This is a genomic window from uncultured Methanobrevibacter sp., assembly GCF_902784195.1.
GTDB lineage: Archaea > Methanobacteriota > Methanobacteria > Methanobacteriales > Methanobacteriaceae > Methanobrevibacter.
Genome location: NZ_CACZTX010000004.1, coordinates 12,910 through 30,349 on the forward strand (window position 1 = coordinate 12,910; position 17,440 = coordinate 30,349).

Below are 17,440 nucleotides of genomic sequence, written 5' to 3' on the forward strand. Positions count from 1 at the left end.
CTTTTTACCCTATGCTAGTTACAAAATATTTATAAGTGCTATAAAAAATATGTTTAGTTAATTAAGGATAAAATGGAAAAAAGCGTTTTCATATTAGGATTTGAGAAAAACCAATAAAACGATATTTCTATTTTATATTTAATAAATGACAGAAGAAATTTTTAAAGAAGGATGTGTGTTATATGAGTGATTTCAACATGTTTTGTTATCAATGTTCCCAAACTGCAAGAGGCAGTGCATGTACAAATGTAGGGGTATGCGGTAAAAATGGTACTGTTGCAAGACTTCAAGACAACTTGATCTTTGCAATGAAAGGTATTTCTGCCTACAACTACCACTGCAACGAATTAGGAGTAACTGATGATAGTGTAGACGAATTCTTGACTAAAGGATTATACTCCACTTTAACCAACGTAAACTTTGATGTAGGAGATTTAGTTCAATTAGGACTTGACTCTGGAGAAGCAAACTTTAAGGTCATGAAAATGCTTAAGGAAGCTCATATCAAAAACTTTGGTGAACCAGTGCCAACTGAAGTGAAAGTAGGAGCTCAAGAAGGTCCGGCTATTATAGTAACCGGTCATGACTTAAAGGCTTTAGAAGAATTATTAAAGCAAACTGAAGGAACTGGTGTAAAGGTTTACACACACAGTGAAATGTTGCCTGCACATGGTTACCCAGAGTTAAACAAATATGAATCTTTAGCAGGTCAAATCGGTGGAGCTTGGATTGATCAAAAGAAAATATTCTCCAAGTACAATGCAGCAATCTTAGGTACTACCAACTGTGTATTGTTACCAAAACCTGAGTATGCTGAAAGATTGTTCACTATGGATATCGTAAAAATCCCTGGTGCACAGGTAATTGAGGATTATGACTTCAAGCCATTGATTGATAAAGCTATTGAATTAGGCGGTCTTGAAGCTGAAGAGCTTTCTACTGTAACTACTGGTTTCGGTTTAAGCACTATTTTATCCTTAGCACCTCAAATCAAGGAACTAGTGCTTGCTGGTAAAATAAAAAGATTCTTCCTTGTAGCTGGTTGTGACACTCCAAACCCAAGAATGAGCTATTACAGAGAATTCGTAAAGGAATTGCCAGAAGATACAATTGTATTAACCCTCGCTTGTAATAAGTTCAGATTCAATGACCTTGACTTAGGAGACATTGAAGGAATTCCAAGACTATTGGACTTAGGTCAATGTAACGATGCTATTGTAGCTATTGATCTTGCTGTTGCATTATGTGAATTGTTTGAAATGGAATTGAATGAATTGCCTCTTACCATTGTATTAAGTTGGATGGAACAAAAGGCAGCTGCAATCCTCTGGACCTTGTTATACCTTGGAAAAACAGATATGTTCATTGGACCTGTTCTTCCTGCTTGGGCTAATGAGGACATATTGAATGTTTTAGTTGAAAACTTCAACTTGACTCCAATATCAACTCCAAAAGAAGATATCAAAAAGATTATGGGATAAATCCCATAATTTGTTTTATTTACAAATTCAAAACATTAAAATCATATATAAAACTTAAACTATTAATTAAAAGGAGAAATTACTATGGATTTAAAAGGAAAACCAATCGAATTGGAAAGCTTGATTGAATATCAGGAAGGCTCAGTTGTGAGCATGGAAGTAATCAAAAAGGAACTTGGTACTGTAACTGTATTTGCATTTGACAAGGGACAAGGATTAAGTGAACATAGTGCTCCTTTTGATGCTATGGTTCAAATAATCGATGGTGAAGCGGAAATCACATTGGCTGGTGAACCTCACACAGTCAAGAAAGGGGAATTCCTCATCATGCCTGCAAATGTTCCACATGCTTTGCAAGCAGTTAACGGACCATATAAAATGGTTTTAACAATGATTAAATCAGATTAGATTTAATCAACTTTTTTTCTTTTTTTCCAAAACCTATTTTTATTTTTCAATCTCAACTCTTTTTAATTACTATTTTTAAACTATTTTAAATTAAATTTAATAAAGATTAATTACTAATAAATAATTAGTAAATCATTAAATTCTTGATTTAAATTAAAAAAATTATTTTAATTAATTTACAATTTATTCGGATGATAATTATGAACAGTGATAAAGTAAAAGCAGGAGTCCAAAGAGCACCACACAGATCTCTTTTACGTGCTTGTGGATTGAAGGATGATGATTTTGAAAAACCATTCATTGGTATTGCAAACAGTTACACTGACATTGTACCTGGCCATATTCACCTTAGGGAATTAGTGGAATATGTAAAGGAAGGTATTAGGGTAGCTGGAGGAATTCCATTTGAATTTGATACCATGGCTATCTGTGATGGTATTGCAATGAACCACGAGGGTATGAAATATTCACTTGCTTCACGTGAAATCGTAGTAAGCACTGTAGAGAGCATGACAATGGGGCATTGCTTTGACGGTCTTGTAATGATTCCAAGTTGTGATAAGGTTGTTCCAGGTATGCTTATGGCTGCTGCAAGACTTGATGTTCCATCCATCTTTGTAACCGGTGGACCAATGGAACCTGGAAAATACAATGACAAGAATGCAGACTTGATCACTGTATTTGAAGCAGTCGGTGAATTGTCCTCTGGAAAGATTACTGAAGAGGAACTATATGAATTGGAATGCTGTGCTTGTCCTGGAGCTGGAAGCTGTTCTGGATTATTTACTGCAAACACCATGGCATGTGTCACTGAAACTCTTGGTATGAGCTTGCCTACCTGTGCTACAGCTCTTGCATTAAGTGATAAGAAAAAGGAATTGGCTGTAGCTAGCGGTAAAAGAATTGTAGAAATGGTAAAAGAGGACTTAAAGCCATCTGACATCATGACTCAAGCAGCATTTGAAAACGCTATTGCAATGGATATGGCTCTTGGTGGATCAAGTAACACAGCATTGCATATTCCAGCTATTGCATATGAACTAGAAGAAAAGCAAGTTCATGCAGACTTGGATTTATTTGATGAAATCAGTGATAAGGTAGCTCATATTGCACTTTTATCTCCTGCAGGAGAAGACACCATGGCAGACTTGCATGCTGACGGAGGTATTCCTGCAGTATTGAAAACTATAGAGTCAAAATTAGACACTTCAGTCATGACCTGTACTGGAAAAACATTGGAAGAAAATTTGAAAGATGCAAAAGTCACTGGAAATGGTGTCATTCATACACTTGATGATCCTATTCACGAAGCTGGAGGACTTACTGTACTTAAAGGTAACCTTGCTCCAAACGGTTCAATTGTAAAGTCTGCAGCTGTACCTGAAGACATGATGCAACTAAAAGGCCCTGCTAAAGTCTATAATAGTGAAGAGGATGCTGTTGAAGCTATTTTCAATCATGAGCTTAAGGAAGGGGACATTCTTGTAATCAGATGTGAAGGTCCAAAAGGAGGTCCTGGAATGAGAGAGATGCTAAACCCAACTTCCGCTATTATGGGAATGGGTATCAAGAATGTTGGACTCATTACAGATGGACGTTTCTCTGGAGGAACAAGAGGTCCTTGCATAGGTCACGTATCTCCTGAAGCGATGAGTGGCGGACCAATTGCAGCACTCAAAGATGGAGACATAATTGAAATCGACATCACAAACGGTAACTTGAATGTTGAATTGTCTGATGAGGAAATCAAGGAAAGAATTGCAAATGCAGATCTTCCTGAGAAAAAGGTCAAAGGATGGCTAAACATCTACAGACGTTCAGTATCCTCTGCAGACGAAGGGGCTATCTTAAGATAGCTTCATTATTTTTCTTTTTTTTAATTTTCAAAAGTTATTCTATCATTTCTAGTAGAACTTTTTATCCTTTTAACTTTTTATCCTTTTTTTAAATAAATTTAAATATTTTAGAGTATATAATATTCATATTATAATAGTATTAAAAATTTTTTCTTTGGAAAAAAGAATTTTTAATTTTTATAATTATCTTAATAATTAAAAAAAATATGAAAAGGTGTTATTTTGGATATAGATTTAAAAGAAATAGCAGTTTATATTGTCCTTATCATCCTTGTTCTTATTGCTGCACAACACTTGAATGTAGTTGTATCCGGCAGTATGGAACCTGTTATGTATAGGGGAGATATTGTAGTGCTTGAAAAAGCAAACTTACTTGGATTGCAGGAGTTCAATCCAGATGAAGTTGAAGTTGGAGACATTGTAGTCTACAATGCAGCTTGGCATGATGGGCCGGTTATCCATAGAGTGATTGAAAAAGGTCAAATAAATAGCACTACAGTCTTTAAGATAAAAGGGGATAATAATGATGTTGCAGACCCTTATTGGGTAACTGAAAGTCAGATTACCTCTAGAGTCTTAACTTTTAATGGCCAACCTGTAATTATTCCTAAAATAGGATACATCTCCATATGGATAAGAGGACTTTAATATTTTAAGGTTAATTATATTGATTATATGGTAATTTTAAATAATAGTTTCATATATTAAATCAATTTTAATTAATCGTTATTTTTATTATTTTTATAATAATTTTTTTATAGAAAATGGCTTTGGTTTTTGCCTATGGTGGAAGCTATTTTTAATGTTTTAATGAAATCCATTTTCAATCAATTAAAAATTTATATTTATCGGTGTTTATATGTACTTTAAAATAAAATCTGAAGCTCAAGAAGCTTTAAAAAAAGCAGTTGATCAATTCGACTGTGATTTTGAAGATGAAATTAAATTGGAGTTTCCACCTAATCCAGAGTTAGGTGATTTGGCCAGCACTGTTTCTTTCCAATTGGCTAAACATTTAAGAAAGGCTCCAAATTTAATTGCTCCTGAAGTTGTAGAAAAAATAGAACTTCCTGAAATTTTTGAAAAGGTTGAAGCTACTGGCCCTTATGTAAATTTCTTCATCAATCATGATATCTTTGCAAAGCAATTGTTGGATTCTGTAGATGAGGATTATGGTGAACTTCCAAAAGTTGATGAAAAAATCATTTTGGAACACACTTCAGCTAACCCTAACGGTCCATTGCATATTGGTCACATCAGAAACTCTGTTTTAGGGGATTCCTTAAGAAGACTTTTAACCACAGCAGGTAGAGAAGTGGATACCCAATACTATGTAAACGATATGGGAAGACAATTGGCTATGATTGTTTTCGGTATGGAAGAGCTTGGATTGAAACTTGAAGACCAACCAGCTGAAAAGATTGACCACAAAGTTGGAGAATTATACTTTAAAGTCAATCAAATGCTAAAAGAGGATGAGTCCTTAGGTGAAGGAGTAGATGCAACCATCAGAAAATATGAAGGTGGCCCATCAGACCTTGATGAAAAGTTCGAATATGCTGTTAACAGTTGTCTTGAAGGTGTAAAGGAAACCTTGAAAAGAATGAATGTAAAGCATGATGCATTTGTTTGGGAAGGACAATTCGTAAGGACAGGCATTGTTGACAAGATCACCAATGAATTGTATGAAATCGGTTATGCAAGAAAAGAGGATGTATTATACCTTGACTTGACTGAATATGGCATTGACAAGCATCTTGTCTTAAGAAGAGCAGATGGAACAAGCTTATATTCTACAAGAGACATTGCATATCACATTTACAAATGCAAGAAATGCGATAAGGTATTGGACATCTTCGGTTCTGACCATAAATTGGCTGCAAGACAAGTGGAACTCGCTCTTGAAATACTCGAAGAGATTGAACCTAACAGTGACAAGATGGAAGTTATCTTCTATGAATTCATTACATTACCTGAAGGTTCCATGTCTACAAGAAGAGGAGTGTTCATATCTGTAGACGAATTGATGGATGAAGCTGTAAAGAGAGCTAAGGAAGAAATTGTCTCAAGAAGACCTGATCTCGATGAGGAAACCATTGATGAGATTGCTGAAGAGATTGGTATCGGTGCAATCAGATATTACATTGCAAGGTTATCCCCTGAAAAACACATCACTTTCAAATGGGATGAAGCCTTAAGCTTTGAAAGAGGTTGCGCTTCAATTCAATACGCTCATGCAAGAGCTTGCAAATTACTTAGAAAAGCTCAAGATGAAAAAGATATTGATTTAGCAAGTCTCAAAGCTGAAGAAAACTGGTCATTGGATGACAATGAGAAAGAATTGGTAAAATTGATTGCTAAGTTCCCAAGCTTGATTGAAGATTCAGCAAACATAAAAAGAGTTCATCCAATTGCTCAATACTGTCAAGACTTAGCTGGTGCATTCAACAGATTCTACAAATCAGAACAGGTAATCGGTTCTGATGTGGAAAGTGCAAGATTGATTTTAGTTGAAAAGGCTAGAATCACCTTAAGAAATGCATTGGACATTTTAGGAGTTAGTGCTCCTGAGTTAATGTAGCCAAGCTTTTCCACCAAGCTTTTCCAGGCCTTCGGCCTGCAAAACCTTGACCAAAATTCTTTCTTATAGTGGAGAGTGATATGCTCTTCAACTACTTTTTTTATTATTTTTAAAATTAGATATTTTTTATTTTTTTTGATGATGTTGGATTTATTTTAAGCTATTTTTGCAAATGGTGTATCATCAAGTGACTTTATCCAATTGATTACAGTTCTGGTTATTGGATAAACAATGATTTCATAAATTATCTTGAATGCGCCTTGACAGATTATCATTGTAATCAAAACCTCATTAGGCATTAATCCTGCAAATGCAATTGTAATGAAGATTATTGCATCCAATCCTTCACCAAACAATGTGCTTATTGAACATCTTGCAAATAGGTAATCTGTGTATCTTTCCTTTAGTATTTTCATAAAATAAGCGTTTACATAAGATCCTACAAGGTATGATATTAAACTTGCAATCAATATTCTTGGAGTGCTTCCTAAAATAATGCTGAATGCATTTGAAGTTGCAAGATCTGTTCCAGGTAAGAATATGGCTATCTGATATGCTATGACAGCTATTAAATTTATTATAAAACCTAAATAGATGGTTCTTTTTGCAAGTGTAAATCCATAGATTTCAGTTAGCACATCTCCTACAATATATACAAGTGGGAATATGACAACGCCGCATGGCAATATTATATCGTATAATGAAAATGTTTTTGAAGCAAGAATGTTTGAAATTATAAGGCATCCGCAAAACAATGCAGTAATTATTGGATATAATTCCATTTGGCTTGGCTTATTTTTCAAAAAACTCACATTACCACCCATATTTAAAATATAATTTTGCCAAAAATTTGATAATATTATATCAATTTCTCTACTCTTTCTTTCGCTTCCACTACTTCAGAGTCAGTGTTGTCGAATTCAAGGAATTTTTCATAGTTTTTCAAAGCGCTTTCATATTTCTCCCTGTCCTCTTGGATTATTCCAATCTCATAATAGGAGTAGTGATAGTTTGGATTGATTCCAAGTGCAAGAGAGAATGCTTCAAGAGCTTCGTCATCTTCCTCTAAGGCATGCAATGCAACACCTTTGTTGTGGTATGCATTCTCCAATTCGAAAATTGTTTCGTATGGGTTGTCGCTGTATCTTTCAATGCATTCATCTAAGGTTTGAACAGCTTCATTATGCTTTTGAAGCTTGATTAAACAGCTTCCTTTTAAAAATAGAATGTTTGAATTGTTTTTGTCAGATTTGAGAGCCTTATTATAGGTTTTTAAGGCATCTTCAAATCTTTGATGATTTTCAAGGACATATCCTTTACTCATTAAATCGTAAATTCCACTTACTTCCACATCCATAACAATGTCATAGACCTTGGAAGCCTCTTCGTAATTTTCCATAAGTTCGTAAGTGTTTCCTTTTGAAATTAATGCGGAAAGGTTATTCGGATCTAATTCCAATGCATTATTGAAGCAGTCTAAAGCATCTTCAAATTGCTCTGTAATTGTCAAGACAGTACCTTTTTGAATGAATTCCTGAGCAGTTGTAGGCTCAATATCCAACATTGCGTTCATGTCATCAATGACTCTTTGCTCATCGATTTCCATGCTGTTTCCAGGCTTGATGATATCTTCATCACTTAATGCATGAGATTCATTTTCAACTATTTCCTCATTTTCAGCCATCAATGTTTGGAATTCTATAGAATTCATTAAGATATTCGCCACTTCCGGATACTCTTCAATGATGATATCCATGTATCTTGCTGCCTCTTCCCTATTGTTTTCTTGGAGTGCAATTGTAATTTTATTTACTAAGTGTTCTAATGCAGGGTCATTAAAGTCCATGTTTCCACCCTTTCCCTAAATACTATAATTAAATTGTTTTTTGAAAATTTTTTAAATGATATTGGAATCTTTAAATTCTCTAAATCAGATATTTTTTAAATGATTATGGAGTCGTCAAATTGTCTAATCAGCATAGATTATATCATTTTAAATCAGATTGATTATTGGTTTTGCAATTCTTTCAAGAAGTAGTACAATACTCCTTTTTGTGCATGCATTCTGTTTTCAGCTTGGTCATACACTACAGAGTGAGGGCCGTCAATAACTTCAGCGCTTACCTCTTCTCCTCTTATTGCAGGCAAGCAGTGCATGAAGATCACGTCATCATCTGCCAAATCAATAAGTTCTTGATTTACTTGATATTCCTTAAAGTCAGCTCTTCTTTTCTCTGCTTCAGCTTCATCACCCATACTTACCCAAACATCAGTATAGATAACATCTGCACCGCTAACAGCAGCTTTTACATCACTTGTAATTGTGATAGTGGAATTGTTTTTTGCAGCATATTCTTTAGCTTTAGCTACAATTTCTGCATTTGGCTTGTATTCGTCTGGACAAGCAACAGCCATGTCCATTCCTAAACATCCGCAGATTAATAAAAGTGAGTTGCATACGTTGTTTCCATCACCTACATAAACGAATTTTCCATCAAATCCTCCTTTATGTTCCTTGACAGTCAACATGTCTGCCAAAGCTTGGCAAGGGTGTTCTAGATTGGTTAAACCGTTTATGATTGGCACATCTGCCTCATCCCTAAGCTCTATTACATCATCGTGTTCAATAGCTCTAATCATGATTGCATCAACGAATCTGGATAGGACTTTTGCAGTATCCTTAATAGGTTCCCCTCTTCCCAATTGGATATCGTTAGTGGATAGGAACAATGCAGTTCCGCCTAATTCATACATTCCAACTTCAAAGGAAACTCTTGTTCTTGTAGATGATTTTTGGAAAATCATTGCTAACTTTTGATCTTTTAGAGGTTTTTCCTCCATTTTTCCTGCTTTGAAGTCACTTGCAATATCTAAGATTCTAGTGACTTCATCTTCAATATCACTTACTGATAATAGACTTCTCATTTAGACTCCTTCATAAAAATTATTTAAATCTTAAAAATTCACTAAAAATTAAAAATAGCGTATTGCTTTATATTAATTTTTAGTATAATAAAATTAAATATTTATTTTTAATAATATTAAAACTTATCACTTTAAAAGCGTATGCTTTTTATAAAATGCTAAAAAAAATAGTTAAAAAAAATATCTAAAAATAATTGTAAAAAATTAATGATTACATTACATTAAAAATATATTAAAGCATTTTTTCTGACAATCACATTAAAAGTCAGAAAGTGTTCTTTGCTTCAAATCAGCTTCACGTTGTGGTTTTATGTTTTCCTCTCTTGCCAATTTAACAAGTCTTCTTTGATATACCAATGCTTTCTTGAACTGATTCTTGTCATTCAAATATGAAATGATTTCTTTAAGGCCTTGGATTTCTTCTTCAATGCTGTATTCTTTAGCAAATTCAGTCTTATCCTCTGTTTCTAGAATGTCCTCATCATCATTCTCTATAGGGTTGATTATTTCTCCTAAAGTAACTACACTTTTCTCTTCAAGCTCAGATATTTCATCTGCTTTTTCACAAGCAGTATCTTCTTCATCTTTTCCAATTTCAGGCAATAAATCATCAATTTTATCTTCACTTGAATCCAATTTAGCATCTTCTTTTTTAGGTTCAAGGAATTGTCTCAATTTAGATTTGATTGCATCGAGATTGAAATTGGAACTTGCTATTTGCTCTTTGGGATTTTCTAAAATGAGTTCTAAGTATTGATAGGATGTTTTTGAAACATTTTCCACAAAGTTCTTAAGCTCTTGAGGAACCTTGTTTTCAATGAATTCCTCATCATTTTTTATGCTTTCATAATTGTCCTTGACCATTTCATTCAATACAAGAATGGTTTCCAGATTATCAATCAACAATCCCCCAGCAAGGTATGACTTGACGATGCCCTCATTTGCCAAGTTTTGGGTTTTGAGTTCAAGATAATTGTCAAGGGTATTGTAGATTTTTAAAAGCTCTATTTCTTGGCCTTCTTCTAAAAAATGAGTTAATTTGATTTTATATTCATTTATCAATCCTATAAAATAATCGTTATTGTAATATTCAACAAGGAGATCTATTTTTAATAAAATTAGGGTTTCAGCGATAGCATTGTCTAAATATTCGTCACAAAGCTTTAATGCCTTTTGGTATTTCCCTTGTCTTTCTAATTTCTTCACCTTTTTCAAGGTAGCATTTATAGACTTTGTTGATTTAGACATAAAATCACCGAATTAATTGTTTAATCTAAATTTTAAGTGTTCCAATAGTTTTATTGTTATAAAGTATTAGTTGTTAATTAGTTAATGAATAACTAATTAACCTTTAGCTATCAATCTAAAACAGATTAAAAGCTTATTCGTTTCTGATTGCTTCCATATGATCGATACGTTTTTGGATTAAAGCTGCAGTTCCAACGTCTCTTCTATGGTAAACATTTCCTTCAACTATGTTACAAGCTTCTTCAGCTATTTTTTCAGCTTCAGCAATGCTTTCTCCTTGAGCAACAATTCCTAAAGCTCTTGAACCTGAAAGATGGATTCCATCTTCCTCTTGGCTTACAGCTGCATAGAACACTTTTGCACCAAGCGCTTCAATAGCTTCCTCATCCACTTCAATGAGCTCTCCTGCATGAGGAGTGTCTGGGTATCCGTCAGGCACTATGTATTTGCATACTGAAGCCAAGTCTTCAAATTCAACTTCACCAAGATTTCCTGCAACGATATCCTTACAGATATCAAGCATTGAGGTTTTTAAAAGTGGAAGCACGTTCATTGCTTCAGGGTCACCGAATCTTGCATTGTATTCAATTAATTTAGGGCCCTCATTGGATAACATGAATTGGCCGTAAAGAATTCCTTTGTAAGGAGTTGTTTCCTTAGCTATTGCCTTTAAGGTTTCTTTCATGATGTCAACAGCTTCATCGTAATCCTTTTGAGTCATGAATGGCAATAATCCACCAACATCAGAGTAGGAACCCATTCCACCAGTGATCAATCCTTGGTCATTTTCAAAAGCATGAGGGTGGTCTTGAGCTGCAGGCATCGGAGCTAAGTTTTCCCCATCACAGAATGCTTGGATGGTGAATTCCTCTCCAACGACTTTCTCTTCAATGATTACTTGTGCAAATCCGCCCATCGCATTATCCATAACTTCCTTTGCATAAGCTTTTGCATCTTGGTTGTCTTTAAGGTGGTCACCTACGATTTTTACCCCTTTACCGCCAGTCAATCCTACAGGTTTCACTACAACGTCCTTTTCATATTCATCAAGGAAAGCGCTGATGTCTTCATAATTATCAAATACCTTGTAGGTCAATGATCCTTTGATTTGGTATTTTTGAAAGAGGTTTCTCATAAAGGATTTGTCAGTTTCAATTCTTGCGGATTCTTGTGCTGGTCCAACACAAGGGACTCCAACCGCTTCAAGAGCATTTACAATTCCTTTTCCAAGAGGAGCTTCAGGTCCGATTACAGCCAATTCGATTTCATTTTCCTTTGCGAATTTAGCCACTTCATCAACTTCCCCTTCATCTCCCTTCTTAAAAGTGGATATTTTACTGATTCCAGGATTGTTCTTGCTCATGTAAGCATATAATTCTACATCATCTTTTATCAATGCATCACAGATTGCATGTTCTCTTGCACCGGTTCCAACAACTAATACTTTCATTTTTAATCTCCATTCAAGAGTTTTGAGTTTAATATTTCAGATTAATTTTTCATGTCAATAAAAAATTAAAATCCTTATTATTATGATTTATGTTTTTATTAGTATATATTTTTTAAAAAACATATGTTAATATTTATATCTATCTTAAGATATATATTATTATATTACAAATAATTGAATAAAATTTGATGAAAATTTTTTGTTTTTCAAAACAGGATTTTCTAAAATTAAAATCATGATTATTAAATTTATTAAAATGAAAAGGATGGTTGAAAATGAGAGGCGGAGACGCTATTATTAAAGCTTTAATGGATAAGGGTGTTGACACCATTTTCGGTTACCCTGGAGGTACCGTAATTCCATTTTATGACATGCTATATGATTCAGATTTAAGGCATATACTTGTTAGACATGAACAATGTGCAGCACATGCTGCAGAAGGTTATGCAAGAGCTTCTGGTAAAGTTGGTGTCTGTTTAGCTACTTCCGGACCTGGTGCAACAAACTTGGTCACTGGTATTGCAAATGCATATATGGATTCATCTCCACTTATTGCAATTACCGGACAGGTTGTAAGTAATTTAATCGGTAATGATGCATTTCAGGAAGTAGACATCATGGGTATTACAATGCCTATCACTAAACATTCCTATCAGCCAAAAGACGCAAACGATATTCCAAGCATCATAAATACCAGTTTTGAAATCGCTTCAACTGGCAGATGCGGACCTGTATTAATCGATGTTCCTAAAGAAGTGCAAGAGCAAGAATTGGATGATTATGTATTGGGAACAATTCCAACTCCTGGTTATAAGCCTACTGTGAAAGGTAATTCTAAACAAATTGCAAAAGCTGCTAAAATGCTTCTTGAAGCAGAAAGGCCATTTATTTTAGCAGGTGGAGGTACCATTTTATCCGGTGCTAATGAGGAAGTCAAGAAACTTGCAGAATTGATCAATGCTCCTATAGCTACTACATTGATGGGTAAAGGTATTGTTGATGAGAAGGATGACTTGTCCATGGGAATGCTTGGTATGCATGGAAAGCAAGTAGCTAATCAAAATATCAATAAAACAGATTGCCTTCTTGCAATTGGTTGCAGATTCTCTGACAGAACTACCGGTAAACTGGAAGAGTTCATACCTAACGCTAAGGTTATCCACATTGACATAGATCCTGCAGAGATTGGTAAGAATGTTGCTGTAGACTTGCCTATTGTAGGTGATGCTAAGATTGTATTGAATCAATTGATTAAAGAGCTTGAAGCAAAACCAAGCGATAAGAATGCTTGGTTAAAATCTATTGTAGAATTTAAGAAATCTACAATACCAAGAGTAAGTTATGATGATATTCCATTAAAACCTCAACAGGTAATCAAGGAAATTGCAAACTCAATTACTGAAGATACCATTGTAACCACTGATGTAGGTCTTCACCAAATGTGGGCGGCACATTTCTTGGACATTTCAAAACCTCGCAAGTTCATATCTTCAGGAGGTCTTGGAACTATGGGATTCGGTTTCCCAGCAGCTATTGGTGCAAAAGTTGCATGTCCAGATGATGCAGTGCTTGCAATTGTAGGTGATGGAGGATTCCTAATGGTTTCTCAAGAATTGGCTACAATCAAGGAGTATGATATTCCTGTAGTTATCGCTATGTTAAACAACAGAAAATTAGGAATGGTTTACCAATGGCAAAACAAGATGTACAACCAAAGATACTCCCAAACTGATATGGGAAGCACTCCTGATTTTGTTAAATTAGCTGAAAGTTACGGCATCAATGCAGTAAGGGTCGAAGAAGTAGGCAAGACTCAAGAGGTCTTATCCAAAGCATTGAAAGATAATGAAGCTATTTTAGTAGACATTACTGTTGAGAAGAATGAGTTCATTCCAATGTTCCCACCAGGTGGAGGAATAAATGACCTTCTTGGTGAGTATAAATATGAAAGTGATGTTGAAGTTGATTATTTAGATGACAAGGAGCTTTCTAAAGATTCCCAATATGCAGAAGGAGGAAAATAGAATGAGCGAAAAATCTCATGTTATCAGTACTTTAGTTGAACACAAGCCAGGTGTACTTCAAAATGTTGCAGGATTATTGAATAGACGTGGATTTAACATTGACAGCATTACCGTAGGGACATCTGAAGTTGAAGGTTTGGCTAGAATGGTTTTCGTTGTAAAAGGCGATGAAAAGGTCTTGGAACAAGTCATCAAGCAATTGCACAAGCTTGTTGATGTTGTAAAAATCAAGGATCTTGACCCTGATTATGTTTTAAAAAGAGAGCTTTGCTTAGTTAAAGTTAAGACCACACGAGAAAAATCAAGGTCTGAGATTATAGAATATGCAGATATTTTCAAGGCAAAAATCATTGATGTATGTGATGATTTCATTACAATGGAAGTTACAGGCAATCCTGAAAAGATCGATTCATTCTTAAGATTGCTTAAGCCATTTGGAATCAAAAAAATAGCTCGTACTGGACCTACTGCTATTGCAAGAGGTCATCACTAGTTAAGGGATTTCTCTTAACTACTTTTTTTATTTTTTAAAATAAAACCAATTTTTAATTATTTTATTTATCTATTTTTAATAATTTTTTAAAAAAAATTTTTTATTTAGTTTTATTTTTCTTTTTTTATGACTCTACGCCATCGTACCTGTCTTTGGATATCTTTTCGAACTTTCTAATGAAGAATTTAGCCCATACATATCCAACTGTTCCTCCAAGGAAACAACCAAGCACTACTCCAGCATATATTCCAATTACTCCCCATCCAAAGATAAAGCAGAATAGGTATGCTAAAACAGATTCCAAGATAAGTGATCTAAGAAGGGTAATGATAAGTGAGTATGTTCCCTTTCCAACTCCTTGGAACATCATTGAAGACATAATACCATGAGGAATTGCAAGCACAAAAAAGCTTAATATGCTGATTGCAGTTGCGATTTGTGATGAAAGTCCTGCACTTGCGTTTGTATAACTGAATGCTGTAGCAATTTGGCTTGAGAAAATAACCATGATTGCTCCAAGCAAGATTGATACTGCAAATCCTAATTTAATAGAGTAACTATGTCCAATCTTAAGGTTTTTATAATTATGTGCACCGTATGCCACTCCTGCTACTGTAAGAACAGCTGTTCCAATACCTATCAATGGTATCATACATAATTGAACAATCCTCATGGAAGCGGTATATACAGCCACTGCATCAGTTCCAGCTGTAATAACAAGCATGGAATTGATTATGATTGCAAGTGCTGAGAAGATTACGTTTTCAAGGGTTGAAGGGATAGCCACTTGAAGGGTGTCAATTAGAATTCCACTATTGTATTTAAAGTTTTTAGGGTTTAAATCAAGAAAAAGGTCTTTTTTACCCCAAATCCAATAGCTCATTACAAGAATTGACATTGTACATGAGATGATTGTTGCCCAAGCAGCTCCTACGATTCCTAAATCCAATACATAAATGAAAATAGGGTCTAAGATAATGTTGAGTATAGCTGTAACTGCAATAGCTATTGTTGCTCTTCTCATATCTCCTTCAGATCTGAATATTGCAGACAATACTCCTGAGAAAACAAAGATGAATAGGAATCCAAAGATAATGTAACCGTAATCGAGTGCATATCCTATTGTATCGCCTGCTCCCATAAGTTGTAGAATAGGAACCATTAATACAGTCATTATAACTGTAAATATGAGAGATACAACTATTGAAAGTACGATTGCATGCAAACCTGCATTGTTTGCCTGTCCGAAATTATTTGCACCGATATATCTTGCTATAAGTGAGTTTGCACCTGAACCGATACCGTTTCCTAGTCCTACAAGAACCATGAATAGTGGTGTGATGAATCCAATTGCAGCCAATGCATCTGAACCGATACCAGCTACCCATATGCTGTCTGCAAGGTTATACATCATAATCAATAGCATGGAAACCATCATAGGCACACTAAGCTTTCTTATAGCCCTTTTCGGATCTCCAGTAATTACCTCAATATTTTTATTCTTTTCTTTATTTTCGCTCATTAATCCTTTTCCCCTTAATCATAACATTTTCTAAAAATAATTCTTACAGTATTTCATTATATATCTTTATCAATATATAATTGTTGTATAAAATATTTAAAAGATATCATCTGAGCTATCAATTATTCTATTGATAAGTTTTATAAACTATTAAATTAAATATATAAACATTATATTTAATACTAAAATTAGTAAACGTTTCAATAAACTAATTTCTCTATTGAATATATTGGTTTATTGTTTAAAAATTAAAACGATAAAACCTTACTATTAAATTTATAAAATTATTAAAAAACAAAAAAGGAGTCTTTAATATGAAAATGTATTATGATGACGATGTTGACGCAGAAGTCGTTGCAGACAAAACCATTGCTGTAATCGGATATGGAAGTCAAGGACGTGGTCAATCTAGAAACATGGCTGACAGTGGATTAAATGTAATTGTTGGTCTTAGAGAAGGAGGTTCATCCTGGCAAAAAGCTGTTGATGATGGAATGAATGTAAAAACTATTGAAGAAGCTGCTGAAGCTGCAGACATTATCCACATCTTATTACCTGATGAAACCCAAGAAAAAGTTTACAAAGAACAAATCGCTCCTTATGTTGAAGCTGGAAACACAATTTCATTCTCTCACGGTTACAACATTCACTTTGGATTAATCCAACCTGGAGAAGATGTAAACATTGTAATGTTTGCACCTAAAGGACCTGGTTCTCGTGTCAGAACCACTTACTTAGACGGTTTCGGTATTCCTGGTCTCGTAGCTATTGAACAAGATGCTACCGGTGACGCATTGCAAATTGCATTAGGTATGGCAAAAGCTGTTGGCCTTACCAGAGCAGGTGTAATTGAAACCACCTTCCAAGAAGAAACTGAAACTGACTTATTCGGTGAACAAGCAGTATTATGTGGTGGACTCAGTGCACTTATCAAAGCAGGATTTGAAACTTTAGTAGAAGCAGGTTACCAACCTGAAATCGCTTACTTTGAAACCTGTCACGAAGTAAAACTCATTGTAGATGATATCTACGAAAACGGTATGGCTGGAATGTGGCATGATGTAAGTAACACTGCTGAATACGGTGGATTAACCAGAGGTAACAGAATTATCACTGATGCTACTAAAGCTGAAATGAAAGCAATCTTAACCGAAATCCAAGATGGAACCTTCAAAAAACAATTTGCAGATGAAAACGCAACTGATGCAGCAAACTTAAAAGAAATGAGAGCTGCTGAAGAAAAAGAAGACATCGAAATTGTCGGTAAAAGATTAAGAATTGCTTGTGGATTACAAAAAGAAGATGAATAACCAAGCTTTTTAGCCTTCGGCTAAAAACCTTGACCAAAATTTTTTACTAGTTACTATACTAGTTTCTTCTTTCTTTTTTATTTTTTCTTTTTTTAGTTATTTTTACAATATTATCTATTTTTATCAAATTTTTCTTTCAAAC

Annotated in this window: 14 protein-coding genes; 8 read left to right on the plus strand and 6 right to left on the minus strand. The window is 34.5% G+C overall.

Annotated elements, in window-relative coordinates:
* Positions 1-182: 182 nt before the first annotated feature.
* The 5 genes from hcp (at position 183) to argS (ending at position 6,326) form a co-directional block, all read left to right on the plus strand.
* Positions 183-1,481, plus strand: a complete 1,299-nt coding sequence (gene hcp, locus QZU90_RS04190) for a hydroxylamine reductase (protein WP_295608096.1) — start codon at positions 183-185, stop codon at positions 1,479-1,481.
* An 84-nt stretch (positions 1,482-1,565) separates the two neighbouring features.
* A complete protein-coding gene (locus QZU90_RS04195; RefSeq protein ID WP_394350202.1) occupies positions 1,566-1,889 on the plus strand; it encodes a cupin domain-containing protein in 324 nt (107 codons plus the stop codon).
* 200 nt (positions 1,890-2,089) lie between these two features.
* The gene (ilvD, locus tag QZU90_RS04200; RefSeq protein ID WP_295608094.1) at positions 2,090-3,745 is read left to right on the plus strand and encodes a dihydroxy-acid dehydratase; all 1,656 of its coding nucleotides are present in this window, start codon (positions 2,090-2,092) and stop codon (positions 3,743-3,745) included.
* A 222-nt stretch (positions 3,746-3,967) separates the two neighbouring features.
* Positions 3,968-4,393: a signal peptidase I gene (locus QZU90_RS04205; protein WP_295608092.1), complete on the plus strand. Its 426-nt coding sequence runs from the start codon at positions 3,968-3,970 to the stop codon at positions 4,391-4,393.
* Positions 4,394-4,604: 211 nt separating this feature from the next.
* The gene (gene argS / locus QZU90_RS04210; protein WP_295608090.1) at positions 4,605-6,326 is read left to right on the plus strand and encodes an arginine--tRNA ligase; all 1,722 of its coding nucleotides are present in this window, start codon (positions 4,605-4,607) and stop codon (positions 6,324-6,326) included.
* Positions 6,327-6,481: 155 nt separating this feature from the next.
* Here argS and QZU90_RS04215 read toward each other — a convergent pair whose 3' ends face one another.
* From QZU90_RS04215 to purD, 5 genes are all read right to left on the minus strand, one after another.
* The gene (locus QZU90_RS04215; protein WP_295608088.1) at positions 6,482-7,138 is read right to left on the minus strand and encodes a queuosine precursor transporter; all 657 of its coding nucleotides are present in this window, start codon (positions 7,136-7,138) and stop codon (positions 6,482-6,484) included.
* Between the two features lie 47 nt (positions 7,139-7,185).
* A complete protein-coding gene (locus tag QZU90_RS04220) occupies positions 7,186-8,172 on the minus strand; it encodes a tetratricopeptide repeat protein (protein ID WP_295608086.1) in 987 nt (328 codons plus the stop codon).
* A 161-nt stretch (positions 8,173-8,333) separates the two neighbouring features.
* The gene (argF, locus tag QZU90_RS04225) at positions 8,334-9,251 is read right to left on the minus strand and encodes an ornithine carbamoyltransferase (RefSeq protein WP_295608084.1); all 918 of its coding nucleotides are present in this window, start codon (positions 9,249-9,251) and stop codon (positions 8,334-8,336) included.
* Between the two features lie 258 nt (positions 9,252-9,509).
* The gene (locus tag QZU90_RS04230; protein ID WP_296855720.1) at positions 9,510-10,499 is read right to left on the minus strand and encodes a hypothetical protein; all 990 of its coding nucleotides are present in this window, start codon (positions 10,497-10,499) and stop codon (positions 9,510-9,512) included.
* 133 nt (positions 10,500-10,632) lie between these two features.
* Positions 10,633-11,949, minus strand: a complete 1,317-nt coding sequence (gene purD, locus QZU90_RS04235; protein ID WP_296855722.1) for a phosphoribosylamine--glycine ligase — start codon at positions 11,947-11,949, stop codon at positions 10,633-10,635.
* A gap of 275 nt (positions 11,950-12,224) precedes the next feature.
* Between purD and QZU90_RS04240 the strand changes: the two genes are divergently transcribed.
* Complete coding sequence (locus QZU90_RS04240; protein ID WP_296855724.1) at positions 12,225-13,973, plus strand: acetolactate synthase large subunit; 1,749 nt, start codon at positions 12,225-12,227, stop codon at positions 13,971-13,973.
* Between the two features lies 1 nt (position 13,974).
* Complete coding sequence (ilvN, locus tag QZU90_RS04245; protein ID WP_296855726.1) at positions 13,975-14,466, plus strand: acetolactate synthase small subunit; 492 nt, start codon at positions 13,975-13,977, stop codon at positions 14,464-14,466.
* A gap of 124 nt (positions 14,467-14,590) precedes the next feature.
* Here ilvN and QZU90_RS04250 read toward each other — a convergent pair whose 3' ends face one another.
* Positions 14,591-15,988, minus strand: coding sequence for an MATE family efflux transporter (locus QZU90_RS04250; RefSeq protein ID WP_296855728.1), 1,398 nt, complete (start codon positions 15,986-15,988; stop codon positions 14,591-14,593).
* 314 nt (positions 15,989-16,302) lie between these two features.
* Between QZU90_RS04250 and ilvC the strand changes: the two genes are divergently transcribed.
* Positions 16,303-17,298: a ketol-acid reductoisomerase gene (gene ilvC, locus QZU90_RS04255; RefSeq protein ID WP_296855730.1), complete on the plus strand. Its 996-nt coding sequence runs from the start codon at positions 16,303-16,305 to the stop codon at positions 17,296-17,298.
* Positions 17,299-17,440: the final 142 nt, after the last annotated feature.